The 16,924-nt window shown below is 46.1% G+C and carries 15 protein-coding genes; 14 read left to right on the top strand and 1 reads right to left on the bottom strand.

What is annotated here, in order from left to right; genetic code table 11:
• Nucleotides 1-225: 225 nt before the first annotated feature.
• From AC2Q9J_RS03870 to AC2Q9J_RS03805, 14 genes are all read left to right on the top strand, one after another.
• Complete coding sequence (locus tag AC2Q9J_RS03870; protein WP_499037314.1) at nt 226-1,509, top strand: glycosyltransferase family 4 protein; 1,284 nt, start codon at nt 226-228, stop codon at nt 1,507-1,509.
• Nucleotides 1,449-2,504 (top strand): polysaccharide biosynthesis protein, encoded by a 1,056-nt coding sequence (locus tag AC2Q9J_RS03865; RefSeq protein WP_499037313.1) that lies wholly within the window; start codon nt 1,449-1,451, stop codon nt 2,502-2,504. The genes AC2Q9J_RS03870 and AC2Q9J_RS03865 overlap by 61 nt, the downstream gene beginning before the upstream one ends.
• Entirely contained in the window at nt 2,501-3,610 is a 1,110-nt protein-coding gene (locus AC2Q9J_RS03860; protein ID WP_499037311.1) for a polysaccharide biosynthesis C-terminal domain-containing protein, read from the top strand. The genes AC2Q9J_RS03865 and AC2Q9J_RS03860 overlap by 4 nt, the downstream gene beginning before the upstream one ends.
• Nucleotides 3,611-3,613: 3 nt before the next feature.
• Nucleotides 3,614-4,774 (top strand): non-hydrolyzing UDP-N-acetylglucosamine 2-epimerase, encoded by a 1,161-nt coding sequence (gene wecB, locus AC2Q9J_RS03855; protein ID WP_499037309.1) that lies wholly within the window; start codon nt 3,614-3,616, stop codon nt 4,772-4,774.
• A complete protein-coding gene (locus tag AC2Q9J_RS03850) occupies nt 4,762-5,994 on the top strand; it encodes a hypothetical protein (protein ID WP_499037307.1) in 1,233 nt (410 codons plus the stop codon). The genes wecB and AC2Q9J_RS03850 overlap by 13 nt, the downstream gene beginning before the upstream one ends.
• A 21-nt stretch (nt 5,995-6,015) precedes the next feature.
• Nucleotides 6,016-7,068: a glycosyltransferase family protein gene (locus tag AC2Q9J_RS03845; protein WP_499037305.1), complete on the top strand. Its 1,053-nt coding sequence runs from the start codon at nt 6,016-6,018 to the stop codon at nt 7,066-7,068.
• A gap of 31 nt (nt 7,069-7,099) precedes the next feature.
• Nucleotides 7,100-8,239 carry an EpsG family protein gene (locus tag AC2Q9J_RS03840; RefSeq protein WP_499037304.1) on the top strand — a complete coding sequence of 380 codons (1,140 nt, stop codon included), beginning with the start codon at nt 7,100-7,102 and terminating at the stop codon, nt 8,237-8,239.
• A gap of 32 nt (nt 8,240-8,271) precedes the next feature.
• Nucleotides 8,272-9,201 carry a glycosyltransferase family 2 protein gene (locus AC2Q9J_RS03835; RefSeq protein ID WP_499037303.1) on the top strand — a complete coding sequence of 310 codons (930 nt, stop codon included), beginning with the start codon at nt 8,272-8,274 and terminating at the stop codon, nt 9,199-9,201.
• A 33-nt stretch (nt 9,202-9,234) separates the two neighbouring features.
• The gene (locus AC2Q9J_RS03830; RefSeq protein WP_499037301.1) at nt 9,235-10,356 is read left to right on the top strand and encodes an aminoglycoside phosphotransferase family protein; all 1,122 of its coding nucleotides are present in this window, start codon (nt 9,235-9,237) and stop codon (nt 10,354-10,356) included.
• Between the two features lie 33 nt (nt 10,357-10,389).
• Nucleotides 10,390-11,934 (top strand): murein biosynthesis integral membrane protein MurJ, encoded by a 1,545-nt coding sequence (gene murJ, locus AC2Q9J_RS03825; RefSeq protein WP_499037299.1) that lies wholly within the window; start codon nt 10,390-10,392, stop codon nt 11,932-11,934.
• Nucleotides 11,935-11,954: 20 nt separating this feature from the next.
• Nucleotides 11,955-12,836, top strand: a complete 882-nt coding sequence (galU, locus tag AC2Q9J_RS03820; protein ID WP_499037297.1) for a UTP--glucose-1-phosphate uridylyltransferase GalU — start codon at nt 11,955-11,957, stop codon at nt 12,834-12,836.
• A gap of 60 nt (nt 12,837-12,896) precedes the next feature.
• Nucleotides 12,897-14,171, top strand: coding sequence for a nucleotide sugar dehydrogenase (locus AC2Q9J_RS03815; RefSeq protein ID WP_499037296.1), 1,275 nt, complete (start codon nt 12,897-12,899; stop codon nt 14,169-14,171).
• Between the two features lie 26 nt (nt 14,172-14,197).
• Entirely contained in the window at nt 14,198-14,830 is a 633-nt protein-coding gene (locus AC2Q9J_RS03810) for a sugar transferase (RefSeq protein WP_499037295.1), read from the top strand.
• A gap of 117 nt (nt 14,831-14,947) precedes the next feature.
• Complete coding sequence (locus AC2Q9J_RS03805) at nt 14,948-15,499, top strand: DUF4126 domain-containing protein (RefSeq protein WP_499037293.1); 552 nt, start codon at nt 14,948-14,950, stop codon at nt 15,497-15,499.
• A gap of 85 nt (nt 15,500-15,584) precedes the next feature.
• Here the strand turns inward: AC2Q9J_RS03805 and AC2Q9J_RS03800 are convergent, their stop codons facing one another.
• On the bottom strand, nt 15,585-16,796 hold the full coding sequence (locus AC2Q9J_RS03800; RefSeq protein WP_499037291.1) for a LysM peptidoglycan-binding domain-containing protein: 1,212 nt from the start codon (nt 16,794-16,796) through the stop codon (nt 15,585-15,587).
• Between the last annotated feature and the right edge of the window lie 128 nt (nt 16,797-16,924).

Below are 16,924 nucleotides of genomic sequence, written 5' to 3'. Positions count from 1 at the left end.
CCTCCGATTTCAGTACTTGTGTAAAGTGTACCATCTCGAAGGTGTTTTATATTGTCCCATTTAATTATGTCAGTCTAGAATTCGTTTTCCTGCACTGGCTTTTTTTTTGGGAGGAAATGTTTTTGGTAAATTCAAATAATTTACCATTCCTTAACCTCTTTTTAACCTGCCCTCCTTAACATAAGCCTTAATTATAAAAACTATGGTTCGCAAAGGAGCGGTAATATGGAAGTTATTTTCGTCACTTTGGGGTATCCCGACAACGGTCGGCACGGCAATCTCTATTATGACCTCATGCAGGAATTCAAGCGCAACGGCCACGGGGTCACAGTCGTTTGCCAAACTGAAAAGCGGCACAACCAGCAGACAGAGCTGAAAGAGGTGTACGGCGTTCCGGTCCTGAAAGTGCGCACCGGCAATGTCACAAAGACCAACCTGATGGAAAAAGGGGTCAGCACGCTGCTTCTGGAAGACCAATTCATCAATGCGATCCGGACATATCTTGGCGGTAAAAAATTCGATCTTATTCTATATACGACACCGCCGATCACATTTGAGCGAGTTATCAAATACCTGAAAAATATGCACGGCGACGGGATGACATATTTATTGCTGAAAGATATTTTCCCGCAGAACGCGGTGGATATCGGAATGTTAAAAGAAAACAGCCTGCTGCACAATTATTTCCGGCGAAAAGAAAGACGCCTCTATGAAATCAGCGATATGATCGGCTGCATGTCGGATGGCAACAGGCGCTTTGTCCTCCAGCACAATCCGGATATACCAGCGGATAAAGTGGAAGTCAATCCGAATTCAATCCATCCGGCAGACAGGACTGAGAAGGCCGGACGCACACATATCCGCAGAAAGCTTGGGATTCCGGAGCATGCGCTGCTGTTCCTGTATGGAGGAAATCTTGGAAAGCCGCAAGGCATCGATTATCTGATCCGCTCGATTGACCTTTACCGCGACCAGGATGATGTGTTCTTCCTGATTGTCGGTTCCGGAACAGACTATCCGAAAATCGAGAACTATGTTCAGGAGCGGAGGCCATCGAATGTCCGGCTGGAGAAATTGATGGAGAAAGAAGATTACGACAAGGTAGTGGATTCGGCAGACATCGGAATGATCTACCTTGACCGGCGCTTCACGATTCCAAACATCCCGTCGCGGTTGATGGCTTATATGGACCGTGCGAAGCCGGTGCTGGCAGTGACTGATCCGCATACCGATCTGAAGGATATCATATACGACGCGAGATGCGGTTATTACGCGGAAGCGGGGGAATTGGCTGAATTCAGGGATGCCATCGAACAGGTAAAACGGGACCGTGGCAGATTGCAGAAGCTCGGCGAGAACGGCCGCCGCTATCTGGAAAAAGAGTTCAACGTAACTGAGTCATACGATATCATCATGCAGCACTTTATCAAAGATGGGAGTGGGGAATATTGTTCAAAGACAAAATATTACTCATCACAGGCGGCACAGGGTCTTTTGGAAACGCCGTAATGGAGCGGTTCCTGTTCACGGATATCAAAGAAATCCGTATCTTTTCGAGAGACGAGAAAAAACAGGACGATATGAGAAAACGCTATAACAATGACAAATTGAAATTCTATATCGGCGATGTGCGGGATCTGGCCAGCGTGAAATATGCCATGAACGATGTGGATTATGTATTCCATGCAGCAGCGCTCAAACAAGTGCCGTCCTGCGAATTCTTTCCGATGGAAGCGGTCAAGACCAATATCATCGGCACTGAAAATGTCCTCAACGCGTCCATCGGCTGCGGTGTGAAAAAAGTCATCTGCCTGTCGACGGACAAAGCAGCTTACCCGATCAACGCAATGGGCATCTCGAAAGCGATGATGGAAAAAGTGTTTGTAGCGAAAGCGAAGACTGTATCTCCGGATAAGACGCTCATCTGCGGCACACGCTACGGCAATGTAATGTGTTCGAGAGGTTCAGTAATTCCATTGTTCGTCGAGCAGATCAAGTCAGGCAAGCCGCTGACAGTGACCGATCCACATATGACGCGCTTCCTGATGAGCCTTGAAGATGCTGTGGAACTGGTGGTCTTCGCTTTCCAGAATGCGAATGCCGGCGACATCATGGTGCAAAAAGCGCCAGCTTCGACAATTGAAGATCTGGCACAGGCACTGAAAGAGCTGTTTAATGCGGACAATGAAGTGAAAATCATCGGCACGCGCCACGGCGAGAAGGAATTCGAAACATTACTGACCCGCGAAGAGCATATTGTCGCACAGGATCTGGAAGGTTTCTACAGAGTGCCGGCCGACAGCCGCGATTTGAATTATGAGAAATACTTCAATAAAGGCGATGAAAAACTGTCAACAGAAAAAGAGTACAACTCACACAATACGAAAAGGCTGAATGTAAGTGAAATCAAGGACTTGCTGCTTCAACTGCCGTATATCCAGGAAGAATTGAAGACCATCAATCCGGCGCTGCCGGCCACTGTCAATTATGGGATTCCAAGTTGAAAATCTTGATTACCGGCGCGGAAGGCTTTGTCGGCAGGAACCTGGCCGCGGAATTGAAGAATCAGGGATATGAAGATTTATTGCTTTATTCCAGAAAGAATACGGCCGCTGATTTGGAAAACTACACAAAGGAATGTGATTTCGTCTTCCATTTGGCGGGCGTCAATCGCCCCGAAAAAGAAGAAGATTTCCTGAAAGGCAACCATGATCTGATAGCGGAATTACTCTCGCTGCTGAAAAAGCATGGCAACCGCTCACCGGTCGTTGTCACTTCGTCAATCCAGGCGGAGCGTGATAATCCATACGGCCGCAGCAAAAAAGCGGGAGAAGATGTGGTATTCGAATATGCGGCGCAAACCGGAACCGATGTCTTTGTTTACCGGCTGGTGAATTTATTCGGCAAATGGAGCCGCCCGAATTATAACTCGGTGGTTGCGACTTTTTGCCATAACATCGCGCGGGATATCGAAGTGCAGGTGAACGATCCGGATGCGGAGCTGCAATTATGCTATATCGACGATGTGCTGGAGGAGTTTAAACGGACGCTCAGCGGACAGGCGACACGGGACGGCAAGTTTTGCCGGGTTCCTGAAACGCATAAGATAACTGTCGGGGAATTGGAAGACAGAATCCGCTTCTTTAAAGAAAGCCGCCGGAATTTGGAACTGCCGGATATGAAAGATCCTTTGACAAAGAAATTATACAGCACTTATTTAAGCTACTTGCCGGAAGACGGCTTCTCCTATCAATTGAAAGTGAACCGTGACGATAGGGGATCGTTTACGGAATTTCTTCGTACCAAAGGGCATGGACAGGTATCTGTGAACCGTTCCAAACCGGGCATCATCAAAGGCAATCATTGGCATCATACGAAAAACGAGAAGTTTCTGGTGGTAAGCGGCAAAGGCGTCATCCGTTTACGGAAAATCGATTCGGATGAGGTCATCGAATATTTTGTTGACGGCAACGACATGGAAGTTGTCGATATACCAGTCGGCTATACGCATAATATCGAAAACCTGGGTGACACCGAAATGATCACCATCATGTGGGCCAATGAGCTGTTTGATCCGGAAAAACCGGATACGTATTATATGGGGGTTTAGCATATGGAGAAATTGAAGGTCATGACAGTGGTGGGCACAAGGCCGGAAATCATCAGGCTATCGGCGGTCATCAGTAAACTCGAAGCTTCCGAAGCCATCGACCATATACTTGTCCACACCGGCCAGAATTACGACTACGAATTAAACGAAGTATTTTTCAAAGATTTTAACCTCCGTAAACCGGATCATTTTTTGAATGCCGCGAATGGAGCCGCGATTGAAACCATCGGTAATATCCTGGTGAAAATCGACCCGGTTCTTGAATTGGAAAAACCGGATGCGTTTCTGGTGCTGGGTGATACCAATAGCTGTTTATGCGCCATCGCCGCCAAAAAGAAAAAGATCCCGATTTTCCACATGGAGGCAGGAAACCGCTGCTTCGATCAGCGTGTGCCGGAAGAAACCAACCGGAAAATTGTTGACCATGTGGCGGATATCAATTTGACTTACAGCGATATTGCCCGTGAATACCTGCTGCGGGAAGGGTTGCCCGCAGACCGCATCATCAAGACCGGAAGCCCGATGTTCGAAGTGCTCCAATCGAGAAAAGATGAAATCAGCAAATCCGATATTCATGAAAGACTGGATCTTTCGAAAGGCCAGTATTTCGTCGTTTCTGCCCATAGGGAAGAAAATATCAATTCTCCTGAAAACTTCGGGAATCTTGTGGAAAGTTTGAATGCGGTAGCTGAAAAATACGGGCTGCCTGTTATCGTCAGCACACATCCGCGGACGCGCAAAATGATTGAAGCGGAAGGCACCGAATTCCATCCGTTGGTGCAGACGGCGAAACCGCTTGGCTTTATTGACTACATCAGCCTCCAGAGCCATGCAAAAGCAGTGCTCAGCGACAGCGGCACCATCAGTGAGGAATCATCGATTTTAGGACTTCGGGCGTTGAATATCCGAGAGGCGCATGAACGGCCAGAGGCGATGGAAGAAGGCAGTGTCATAATGGCAGGGCTTCAAAAGGAACGGATACTTCAAGGACTGGCAGTGCTGGAGACGCAGCAATTGGAGACCTTGAGGCTCGTGCCGGATTACAGCATGCCGAATGTATCGGACAAAGTTTTGCGCATTATCCTTTCTTATACAGATTATGTAAATCGGACAGTATGGCAGAAGAAGAGTGGAAAAGGGAGGGCGTTGGCGTGTATCGAATGAAGGAGTTGCTTCGTAAGTTTGCACAGAACTCAGCCTATGGAAAAAAACTATGGACGTTTCTCGTAAAGGCCAAGCAGATTGTCCATAATGACCGCAGATTCCGGAGGCTTCCCCGGAATATGACGGTTGAGCAGTTCATCGAGCGATTGAATAGGAAAGACTGCCGATACGTCATTCTTCGGTGGTTCGAAGATCTGCCCCATGTCGAATACGGAGGGGATATCGATCTTCTCGTCCATGACGATGACGCGGCCATACTGGACAGCATTTTGACCTGGTCGCCGCGAAAAGGTGGTATCCCCTGCGATGTCTACAGCGTCAGCGGAATGCCAAGTTACTCCTATAAAGAGATTGCCTATTATCCGCCGGTTGTAGCCCAGCAATTGCTGGAGCGGGCGGTGCGGCATGATTCAGGCGCAAAAGTTCCTTCCGAGAACGATTATTTTTACAGCCTCGTATTTCACGCGCTTTACCATAAAGGATATGAATCGGGCTTATCGGAAGACGGCATACAAGCTCCGAAAGTAAGCGATCCGGGTCATGATTTCCAAACAGTCCTGGCAGCGATGGCAAAAAAACAAGGTGTAGCCGTCGATATCAATATGACTGCACTTGATGAATTATTAGAGGAAAAAGGCTGGCGGCCGACATTGGATATGCTCGAAAAATTGGGCCATGACAATGAATGGTGCGCGAAATTAGCCAATGATATTTTGAAGGATATGCCCAATGTACCGGGGCTTGCAGTATTCATCATCCGTGAGGCGGCGGCTTCATCGGCTGATGAACAGGATGTAAAAGAAGAACTCGAAAAACACGGATTTCAAATTGTCAGAAGCAAAAAATTGAACGAACAGGAAAAACAGCATGCCGCGCAGCAACTACGCGGAGGAAACTGGGGAGAAAAGTCCAGCGTTCTGTCAGGCGGCTTGCCCGCAACACTTGTCACAGCACTTGATTTTGAACCAATCGAACCATCGAGTGAACTGAAAAATAAATATCCGCTGCTTGATAATCGGCGGATCGCGGATGTCAAAAAGGACATGCGGGAAAAATATTTCAAGAACATCATCCACTCGAGCGACAGTGCAAGGCAAGCCGCCCATTACCTTGAAACGGTCATGCCGGAAGAAACCAATGAAGTACTAGAAGCGGCACGCAGGGAACTGGACGCCCGCCAGCCTGCAACTGATGGGGTTTTGCTGGAAAAAACTTTGTGATAAATCTAAGGAGGTTCTCTGATGAAAATTGCGCTGGTATGTCCGTCAAACATGCTGTTCATGCCCTACGTCGGTAATTACACGAAAGTGCTGGATAGTACCGGAATCGACTATGACGTCATCAACTGGGATCGCAATGGCACTGAAAATCCCGACAATCCATTGACGTTCCGGGACAATAAGACGGCGCTGCAAAGAGGGTTTCTGGATTATCTTAAATTCCGTAATTTCGTGCTCGGGATTTTGAAAAAGAATGATTACGATAAAATCATTGTGTTCGGAATCCAATTATCTTATTTTTTGAAACCCTACCTTTTAAAGAAGAAAAAAGGCAATTATATCCTGGATATCCGGGATCATAACCGGATCCTGAAGGCTTATGATATCCGGAAAGTGGTGGAAGGGTCAGCTTATACAGTCCTTTCTTCACCAGGTTTCAAAAAGTGGCTGCCGGACAGCCAAAAATATTTGATCAGCCATAACACGACCATCGACAATGTCGAAGAGCTGAAAGATTGCGCAAGCACTTTCCTCCAGAAGGAAAAAGTGAAAATCGCGTTTATCGGCGCTTTATCCGATTACCAGGTGAATATCGATTTCATCAATTCGGTCAAGGACTGCAATAAGGTCGAACTCGTCTATCACGGAGAAGGCCTCTTCAATAAAGATCTCGAAGACTATATTTTACGCAATAAAGTCGGGAATGTGGCATTGACGGGCCGTTATACAAAAGAACAGGAAAATGGTTTATATGATGATTCGGACTTGATCCATGGCTTGCGCTATAACGAGAATATCAATTGTAAAACGCTGCTGCCGAATCGGCTCTATAATGCAGCCTTGCACGGAAAACCTCTTATTGTAGCTGAAGATTCCTATCTGGCCGAACTCACACAGCAATATGGACTCGGGCTCGTTGTTGATTCGCTGGCTGATCTTGAGAAAAAAGTGGGCAATTATTTGGCGGAATTCAATTTTGATGAATACAAAGAAAAGCGGAAAGCTTTTTTCCAGAAAGTTGTAGAAGACAATCTGCTGTTTAAAGACAGCATCAATAAGTTTCTAGGATTCTAAAAAACTTCTCTAAGAAATGGCAGGGCTGGCTATGATCATATACATTGCATTCTTAAGTGTCATATTCGGATTATTGCTGTTCGAACTGGTGGCTACATGGAAAATGTCCTCTTACGGAAATTATTCTCTCGATAAGGGAAGGTTTATTGAGCCTTCTCCGCTAACAGAGGGAGTTCCGCAGCAAGGTCCGCAGAAAGAAAGTGGCTCCTATACGGTGACACTGATTCTGGCATGGACTGTCGTTTTCCTGTTTTCATCGCTTCGTTATAACGTTGGCTGGGATTACGAGGCTTATTACGCCACAGTACGTTATAACCTTGTAACGAATATTGTCAGCAACGGGGAATTGGCAACGATCTTTCTGATCGAACTAGCCAGGGATATGGATATGACGAACTTGTACTTTTTCCTCAACTCATTGATATTCATAACACTCGTGGCTTTGACAGTAAAAAGGTACAGCAAGGATTACTGGATCAGCATCATTTTCTTTGTCTGCTTCCCATTGTTCTTCCTGAATTCCTTAAGTGTGATCCGGCTTTTCACAGCTCTCGCCATTACGTTCTACGCGTTTAAATTCATCGAGCGGGGGCAATTGATGCGCTATCTGATCGCAGTGGCATTTGCGGGCATGTTCCATGCATCGGCGTTCATCGCGATAGCCTTCTATTTTATCCGCAACGTCAAGCTCGACATTGTGAAGCTGGTGCTCGTATTGCTCGCTCTGCCTTTCGTCGGACGGGCGGTCAACTCATTTGTCGTAGCCTACTTGCCGACTTATGCTCCCTATACGGAGGCAGCCGGAGGCCAGGAAGGAACAAAAGCCATATTCGTTCTGCTGTTCATCGGCATTGTGGCACTATTCCTGCGTGACAAGATTCTTGAAAATGACCGGATCGCCAATATGTACTTCAATTTCTACTTCGTCGGACTCGGCATTTACCTGATGTTCTTCTCGCAAGGCACCATGGGGCACCGCTTATCGCTGTACGGCACTTTTTTCTCGCTCCTGCTGATTCCGAAAATCGTCTCCTTATTCAATCTCGACAGCAACCGGGTACTTTTGAAAGTGGGGATCTCCCTTTTCAGTATTGTGATTTTTCTTTATATCGTCTATGTCGGTTCCGCTACCTATGTTCCGTATAAAACGATATTCCAGATAAGGTATTAAAAACCCAGACGAATTTGGAAGGTGTGAGGTATGTGCCGAAAGTTTCAGTGATAATGCCTGTATTCAATAAAGCCGAGAGACTCCGCCACAGCATCGAATCTGTGCTCAGACAGTCCTATGGAGATTTTGAGCTGATCATGATCAATGATGGATCAACCGACAACAGCCATGAAATCGCAATGGAATATAAGAGCCAAGATGCGAGAATCATTTACTTCAAACAGCAGAACCAAGGCGTATCCATCACCCGCAATAACGCAATTAATCTGGCGAGAGGGGAATATGTTTCTTTTTTGGATGCTGACGATGTACTGCATCCTGATTTCCTGTCGAAGATGGTTTGGAAAGCGGGCGGAGAAAACGTTTGTTATTGTGGTCACTCCTACGTAACGGACAAGGGCAGAAAAAAAGCGCGCATTCATTTCGCGGAAGGCGATATCCTTGAAAAATTTCTGCTCAATACATGCAATCCGCACTTGAATTCCTGGCTGATCAAGAAAGAATTCCTGGATAAATTCGGTATCCGTTTCAGTCCGGGAGTCAGCTGGGGGGAAGATATGATTTTCTTCTCCAAAGTGCTGGCAAATGAAACAAATGTGCTGGCAGTCGAGGATTACTTGACTGAATACCATATCGGGCAGCCCGGAAGTTTGAGTGAAAACTCCATGGATAAAATCATTAAGGACATTGAATGGATGGAGACGGTCAAAGAGTATATATACAGCCGGGTAAAAGAGCCGAAAAGAAGAAGCGAAGCGATTTCGGCCATCGATTCCTATCGCATTGCCGGCGCTATTCTTTACCGGCTGGACCGCAACAGGAATCTTATGGACAAAGAGGACCTGAAGAATCTTTTCAGCAGATACGAAGATTTTATCCGGATTTTCAATCTGTCGAATGGCATCAGAAGCATTAAGCTCATGCTGGTGTACTTGAAAATGCGGGTCCAGCTGCTGTTATAGGATTTTAATAACTCAAGGAAAGGAGGGGATGAGATGAGGCGGCTGTCCAATTATTACACTCAAAAAAAACAGCTGGTTGCGGGGTTTGAAGAAAGTAAGGAATTTCTGTCATCCGGCAGCTATCAATTCGATGAATCGATGACTTACATCTATTTGGATGATATAGAAACTTCGAGGAAGTCAAAAGAGCTGTTCAGCCAGGGCTTGCACATCATCAATTTTGCCAATGGCGGTTTTCTTGTTAAAACAGCGGTTACAAAAGTTCTCCGGTTTTATTTCAATAAAAAACTTTTCAACGACCGGAAAACGAAAGAAGCTTATAATGGCACGGTTTATCTGCCTGGCGGCAACGGGAAAGATGTGAAAATTTTCGATTTTGGCCAAAAGGAAGTGCTGATTTCATACAGCGACAGGGAAATTTTTCAGCAAAAACTGGACGCTTACAGCCAGTTCAGGAATTGGTTTTCAATCCCTCCAATAATCGATAAAGATGAAAAGAGAAAATTGATCATTGAACGCTATATCGATTATAAAAGCAGCGAGCAATGGGATGATTACGATACCAAATTCATCGTCAATGAAGTATTCCGCCGCTACCTTGAATATTTCAAGGAAAAGGCGGCGAGCGGCACCGCCGATTGGGTGCCAGCGGTCGAGATAGGGGATTTACTGCCGGGAAACAGCGCTTTTTTGGAGGAAATAGAGTCGGGCATCAGCCGGGAGCTGTCTGGTACTCCATTGCCTATGCTGCCGGTACACGGAGATTTGTGGTCACCGAACATCCTCATCGATAAGGAAGATTCAAAAAAAATCTATTTCATCGATTGGGAAATGGCAGGGGATATGTACTTCTTCTATGACTTCTTCGTATTCATGTGGAACGAAGCGATCATCAATAAGAATTATTCTTTTATCCGCTATTACATGGAAGGCGATTACGATTCATATTTTGACCATGCATTCGAGTTATTCGGACTTGAGTTCGATAAGAGCCGGAAACAGGAATACCTTAACATCTTTTTTCTGAATATGTATGTGAGAAGGTGGCTCGAAGCGGATGAAGCGTATTTGGACTGGGTGTGGGGTGAATACCGGAAATTCATGGAGTACGTGATTTCACTCGATGCATTGCCTGATATGCCCAGGCGAACGTAAGAATTTCAAGATAGAGAGCGGAAGTGAGCGGATATGAAAAAAACAATTATTGCCCTAATGGCTGTAACCATCATGGTGAAGATTACGGGCCTGATCAAGGAAATCGTATTTTCCTATTATTACGGGGCTTCCAATATAACTGATGCTTATATTATCTCTTTAACAATTCCAGCAGTCATTTTTGCACTGATTGGTGCAGGCATCGCAACAGGCTATATCCCGCTTTATAACAAAATCAACAGTGAAAAAGGAAAGGACGCTGCGAACGAATTCACCAATAACGTCTTGAATTTCGTGATGCTGCTGTGTTCCATCATCGTCGTCGTGGTTTTTCTTTTCACAAAGCCATTGATCTTCCTGTTCGCTTCGGGTTTCCAGGGGGAAACGCTCGAGATGGCGATCCTATTCACGCGAATCAGCATCGTTTCCGTCTATTTTACAGGCATCATCTATATCATTGACGCTAATCTCCAGGTCAAAGATGCCTATAAAATTCCGCAGCTCGCAGTCATCCCAATGATTCTGATCACCATCGCCTCGATTGCCGCAAGCGCCACTTACGGTGTCTACATACTGATATATGGCAGTGTGCTCGCCGTCATAGTACAGGCTTTGATCGTAATCGTATATGCTTATAAAAAGGGGTATACCTATAAGTTCAAAGTGAACTTCAATGACTTTTACCTGAAACGGATGATTTACCTGTCAATGCCGGTCATCATCGGATCTTCCGTACTTCAAGTGAATAAAATCATCGACCGTACACTTGCATCCCAAATAGCGGTCGGCGGGATATCCGCTTTGAATTATGCTTATAAAATCGAAGGGTTCATCACTGGGATATTCGTTATCTCGATTGTTACGGTCATGTATCCCAATATCTCGAGAATGGCGGTCGCGAAAAATTTCAAAGGCATGAAGAAGGCATTGTCCGAAGCAGTTACCGGCATCAGCCTGTTTGTCATTCCTGCGACCATCGGTGCAATCATTTTCGCCAGACCGATTATCATGCTGATGTTCGGCCGAGGTGAATTTGGGGAAACGGCAATAGCAATGACTTCCATTTCGCTGGTCTTTTATTCCGTTGGTATGATCGGAGTGGGAATTCGCACTACTTTGGTCAAAGCATTCTACTCATTGGAAGACACGCGGACACCGATGATCAACTCTTCAATCGCCGTCGTGCTGAATATCATTTTAAATATTGTGTTATCCAGATACCTCGGTATCGGAGGACTAGCTCTTGCAACGTCCATCGCGGCATTGGCGGCAACCGGGCTGATGTTCTTCAGCTTGCGGCGGAAAATCGGCGCACTGGGTGCAAGGCAGATGCTTGTTTCATTTGTTAAGATCGGTTTTGCTTCCATCGTAATGGGCATCGGCGCCAAACTTATTTTCGAAGCACTGACTTTGGTTATCCATCAGAATATTGCGTTGCTGTTGTCAATTGCCGCAGGTGCAGCCATCTACTTCACAGTGATTTTATTCTTGAAAATTGATGATGTCACAGTCATCGTCAATGAACTCAAAAAGCAATTCCGAAAAGCGGATCCAGTTATTGAACAAGGGAAAATATAAAAAGCCAGGAGGAAATCATTATGAAAATCAGAAAAGCAATTATTCCAGCAGCAGGCCTCGGTACACGATTCCTGCCAGCGACTAAAGCATTGCCGAAAGAAATGCTGCCGATTGTCGATAAACCGACCATCCAGTACATCGTTGAAGAGGCGATTGCTTCGGGGATTGAGGATATCATCATCGTCACCGGTAAAGGAAAGCGGGCGATCGAAGATCATTTCGACCATGCCTATGAGCTTGAAGATACACTGCGCAATAAAGGCAAACTGGAAATGCTGGATTCCGTTACGGAAACATCCCAAGTAGAGATCCATTACATTCGCCAAAAACAGCCGCTTGGTTTGGGGCATGCGATCTGGTCAGCGCGTAAATTCATCGGGAATGAACCTTTTGCGGTATTACTCGGTGACGATATCGTAGTCAATGATGAGCCATGTCTTGCTCAGTTAATGGATCAGTACGACAAAACGGGGAAAAGCATCATCGGCGTCAAACAAGTTCCGGAAGAGGAAACGAGCCGCTACGGCATCGTCGATCCGCTCGAGCGGGACGGCAAGCTGATTAAAGTACGGAATTTTGTTGAAAAACCGGAAGCGGGTACAGCTCCATCCAATTACGCGATTATGGGACGCTACATTCTGGATCCGGAAATTTTCGGCTTTCTTGGAGAACATAAGATCGGCGCAGGCGGTGAAATCCAATTAACTGACGCCATTCAGCGATTAAATGAAAAACAGCAAGTCTACGCTTATGAATTCGACGGCCAGCGTTATGATGTCGGTGAAAAATTCGGCTATATCGAAACCACAATCGAATTCGCGCTGAAACGGCCAGAGCTGCGTGATAAATTATTGGAACTTTTCGACAAAAAATTAAATGAATCGTTGCTGCTGAAAGAATAACTGCATTCTATTAAACCGATGAAGTTAGGGCAATTGGCTTGGAGGAGGGAAGAACCCTGCATGATGACGGAAAATTTAATAATAGGTGTTATTGGATTAAGGTTTGCTGGATTGCCGATTGCCAATGACTTCGCAAAAAAGTATCCGGTACTGGTATACGATATGGAAGAGGAATTCGATGGAGATCCGGATCACGGGTATAACTCTTATAAAATCCTGGATGGTTCGACAATTAACATGCTGGATGATCCTGAAAGGCTGTCAGAAGCCGGAATGTTGATCGTTGCAGTGCCTGTCACCATCAGCGTCAGCAAGCATCCCGATTTATCGATGCTGTTGAAGGCATGCCAGGTTGCCGGCACTCACATGAAAAAAGGGGCCGTTGTGATAATTTCTACAGCTGTTTATCCAGGGGTCACTGAAGAAAAATGCATTCCTGCTTTGGAACGATATTCCGGTATGGAAGCTGGCAAGCAATTTTTTGTCGGCTTCTCACCGGATGATTTAAGGGAACAATCGGACAGTCCAGCTGCCGCAAAACCCCCGAAAGTCATTGCGGGCCAAAACAATTCAGTGCTGGATTATATTACAGAAATCTATGAAAATGTGTTTGGAAAAAAGGTCCATAAAGCGGAATCGATCCGTGTCGCTGAAGCAGCCGAACTTGTCGGTACGGTGCAGCAAACAGTCAATACAGCTTTAATGAATGAACTGGCAGCGATATTCAAATTAATGGAAATCGATACACAGGATGTTTTGCGAACAGCAGCCGTCAAGAAGGATTTTCTGCGATTCAGTCCAGGTTTCAGCAGCAATCACGGAAAATCCCAGGATTCCTATCAGCTGACACACCGGGCACTCGCGGTCGGCCATCATCCTGAAATCATTCTTTCGGCTTTACGGGTAAATGATGGTATTGGCCAAACCATCGCAAATGCCATCATCAAGGAAATGAACCAGCTGAATGTGGCGCTTCAGTCAGCAACGGTAGCGGTACTCGGTGTCACCAATAAAGAAGATTCTTCAGGGATTGAGAAATCCAAAGTCTTTGACATGATCGAAGAATTGGAGCAATTCGGCCTTCAGATCCAAGTAGCTGACAGTCTGGCGAATCCAGAACAAGTGGAACTCGAATTCGGAATCCGTCTGACACCGTGGGAAGAGCTCTCACCCGCAGATGCTGTCATTCTGGCTGTCCCACATAAAAAAACTCGCGATGCTGGTTGGAAACCGATTAAGAAGCTGCTGAAAAATGATGCCGGAATCGTCTTCGACATTAAAAGCGTATTGGACAAAAAAAGCAAACCGGAATCATTGAATCTCTGGAGACTATAGAAACGATAAAAAGGGGAGGTAATGCAATGGTTACTGATAATATACGTTCTTCACATAAAAGGCGGTCCATGTGGTCAGTTTACCTGGGGCGTATAACGGAAATCTTCTTCTCATTCCTGTTGCTGGTTCTGCTTTCACCACTGTTTGCCATTATCGCCATTGCTGTAAAAGCAGAATCGAGAGGGCCTGTATTTTTCACACAGAAACGCGGAGGCAAAGAAGGGGAGCATTTCCTCATCTACAAATTCCGGACCATGTACAAAGCGAATGTAGATGTCCATAAAGTTTTGGTGGACAATGACCCCCGCATCACAAAAGTGGGGAACTTTCTTCGGAAAACGAGTCTTGATGAACTGCCGCAGCTGATCAATATCTTGAAAGGCGATATGTCTTTTATCGGTCCGCGGCCTACGGTTACCGGCCAGACGGATAAATATAACGAGTATCAGATGCAGCGTTTACAGGTGAAACCTGGCGTGACGGGCTGGGCGCAGATCAGCGGCCGCAACCTGCTGACATGGGATGAAAAAATCGATCTCGATATCGAATATATCAATAGAAAGAATTTGAAGCTGGACCTCTATATTCTGATAAAAACGTTCGTAAAAGTCTTTAAATCCGATGAAGTCTATATTGCACCCAAACCTGACGAAAAATAAGGCAAGCACAAACCGGAAGCTTCCGGTCCGTGCTTGCCTTTTCCGTTTAAAGGGTAAAGGAATAAAGAATCTGCCTTTATTAATGAAAAACTACTTGATCGGAGGGAGGCATAAGCCATGGAGACCATTCTTGCCATTTGCATCGGCCTCGCCTTGAGTGCGACTGTAGGCTTTCGAATATTCACGCCATTATTGATTACCGGCATTTTTGTCAGAGCCGACTGGATTACTTTGTCGGAAGGTTTCAGTTGGATCGGCAGCACGCCGGCTTTAATCGCTTTTGGCGCCGCTACATTATTTGAAATTGCCGTAAACTATATCCCCGCAATCGGATCATTCATGAAAGTGCTTGCTACACCGCTTGCGGCAATCGCTGGAATTCTGCTGACGGCTTCCTTTATCGGTGATATGAATCCGCTGCTGGAATGGAGCATCGCCATCATCGGAGGCGGTGGTGTCGCGACCGCCGCACATACGGCAGTCACCGCTGTGAAAGGTGTCAGCGAAGCGGCATTTCTTAGTCCAGCTGTGGCCGCGGCTGAAGACGCGACCGCAACATTGGTGCCGATATCGATTTTCCTCGTTCCTTTCCTGGCAATTGTATTTGTAATATTGATACCGCTGCTGATTTTCAGGTTCTATAGAAAGCGGGAGCGGCGGAGCGTATAGTTAAAGGGTCTTCACTCAATCGAGTGGAGGCTTTTTCTGTAAAAAAAGCCAGGCGCAATGCCCGGCTCTTTAACACTTGTTTTGATTAGCGTGGAATGATCAACACCTGCCCAATGCGCAGGAAGTTTACATTCGTGATGTTGTTGGCAGCAGCGATTTTCGCGACGGTCGTGTTGTATCTGATGGCAATGCTGTATAAAGTGTCGCCCGCTTTCACCGTGTATTTCACCGTTGTGGCTGGCGGCGGTGCAGTGGTTGTGCCTGGGATTTTTAAGACTTGGCCGATGCGAAGCAAGTTGACGTTTGTGATGTTATTGGCGGCTGCAATCTTCGCTACGGTCGTGTTATAGCGCTTCGCGATGGAATAAAGCGTATCACCGGCTTTTACAGTATAGGTTGTTGAAGTGGCTGGCGGCGGTGTTGGTGTAGTACTTGTGCCAGGGATTTTCAAAACCTGTCCGATGCGAAGCAGATTGACGTTGGCGATATTATTGGCGGCTGCAATTTTAGCGACTGTGGTATTGAAGCGCTGGGCGATGGAATACAAGGTATCGCCAGCTTTAACCGTGTAAGTTGTGCCTCCGCTCGCTGGTGGAGAAGACGGCAGGTTCAGCAATTGGGAAACAGTGACGAACGAATAGCCTTTCGCTTTCAATTTGGTGATGATGTTCGGCAGCGCAACCGGCGTACCCGGTGCACCTGCGCCTGTATGCATCAGCACGATGGTGCCAGGAACGATATTGTTCACCACTTTGTTGGTGATAGTGGTGGCGGAATCGCCACGCCAATCAATGGTGTCGATATTCCATTGGATGGTGTAGCCATATCCAGCAGCTCCGACTCCGGCTAAAACATTCGAATTCACCGAACCGTAAGGTGCTCTGAAAATAGGCTTGGTCGATTTGCCGGTCAAGTTCTTGATGATGGTTTCTGTACGGTCAAGCTGGGACTTCATCTGGGCGGCTGACAAGGTTCGGAAGTCCGGGTGGGAATAGGAATGGTTGCCGAGTTGATGACCTTTGGCTGCAATATTCTTAATCGCCTGTGGATGTTTTTCCGCGCCTGATCCAGTTAAGAAGAACGTGGCTTTGACATTGTGCGCTGACAGAATGTCCAGGATCTTGTTGATGTTCGTCCCATCAGATCCGTCATCGAATGTTAATGCAACAACTTTGCTGGACGTATTGCCCTTGGTTACATAAGTCGAACTCGCTGCATCTGACTGGCCGCTGAAAGAAAATAAGCTGAACAGAACCAATAACATGACTGCTGCAATTTTGCCGATTTTCGTACCCACAAAACTCACCCCTTTTTTATTTACACTAATGAACCATTAGCGTATGTATAAAATTCTGTGAGCAATAAAGTCTATGTAATTGCATAATTATATGGGTTACTGAAAATATATTAGGTCATTCCCATTAT

It is taken from the genome of Planococcus sp. RAB007_Raresut (assembly GCF_057369535.1).
The sequence above is the reverse complement of the archived record's forward strand: the minus strand, read 5'-3'. Positions and strand labels throughout refer to the sequence as shown.

What these genes read in the sequence shown, in the direction of transcription:
- AC2Q9J_RS03805 (WP_499037293.1), top strand. Translation starts at nt 14,948, where the DNA reads ATGGAGACCATTCTTGCCATTTGCATCGGCCTCGCCTTGAGTGCGACT.
- AC2Q9J_RS03840 (WP_499037304.1), top strand. Translation starts at nt 7,100, where the DNA reads ATGATCATATACATTGCATTCTTAAGTGTCATATTCGGATTATTGCTG.
- AC2Q9J_RS03845 (WP_499037305.1), top strand. Translation starts at nt 6,016, where the DNA reads ATGAAAATTGCGCTGGTATGTCCGTCAAACATGCTGTTCATGCCCTAC.
- AC2Q9J_RS03810 (WP_499037295.1), top strand. Translation starts at nt 14,198, where the DNA reads ATGGTTACTGATAATATACGTTCTTCACATAAAAGGCGGTCCATGTGG.
- murJ (WP_499037299.1), top strand. Translation starts at nt 10,390, where the DNA reads ATGAAAAAAACAATTATTGCCCTAATGGCTGTAACCATCATGGTGAAG.
- AC2Q9J_RS03870 (WP_499037314.1), top strand. Translation starts at nt 226, where the DNA reads ATGGAAGTTATTTTCGTCACTTTGGGGTATCCCGACAACGGTCGGCAC.
- AC2Q9J_RS03815 (WP_499037296.1), top strand. Translation starts at nt 12,897, where the DNA reads ATGATGACGGAAAATTTAATAATAGGTGTTATTGGATTAAGGTTTGCT.
- AC2Q9J_RS03830 (WP_499037301.1), top strand. Translation starts at nt 9,235, where the DNA reads ATGAGGCGGCTGTCCAATTATTACACTCAAAAAAAACAGCTGGTTGCG.
- wecB (WP_499037309.1), top strand. Translation starts at nt 3,614, where the DNA reads ATGGAGAAATTGAAGGTCATGACAGTGGTGGGCACAAGGCCGGAAATC.
- galU (WP_499037297.1), top strand. Translation starts at nt 11,955, where the DNA reads ATGAAAATCAGAAAAGCAATTATTCCAGCAGCAGGCCTCGGTACACGA.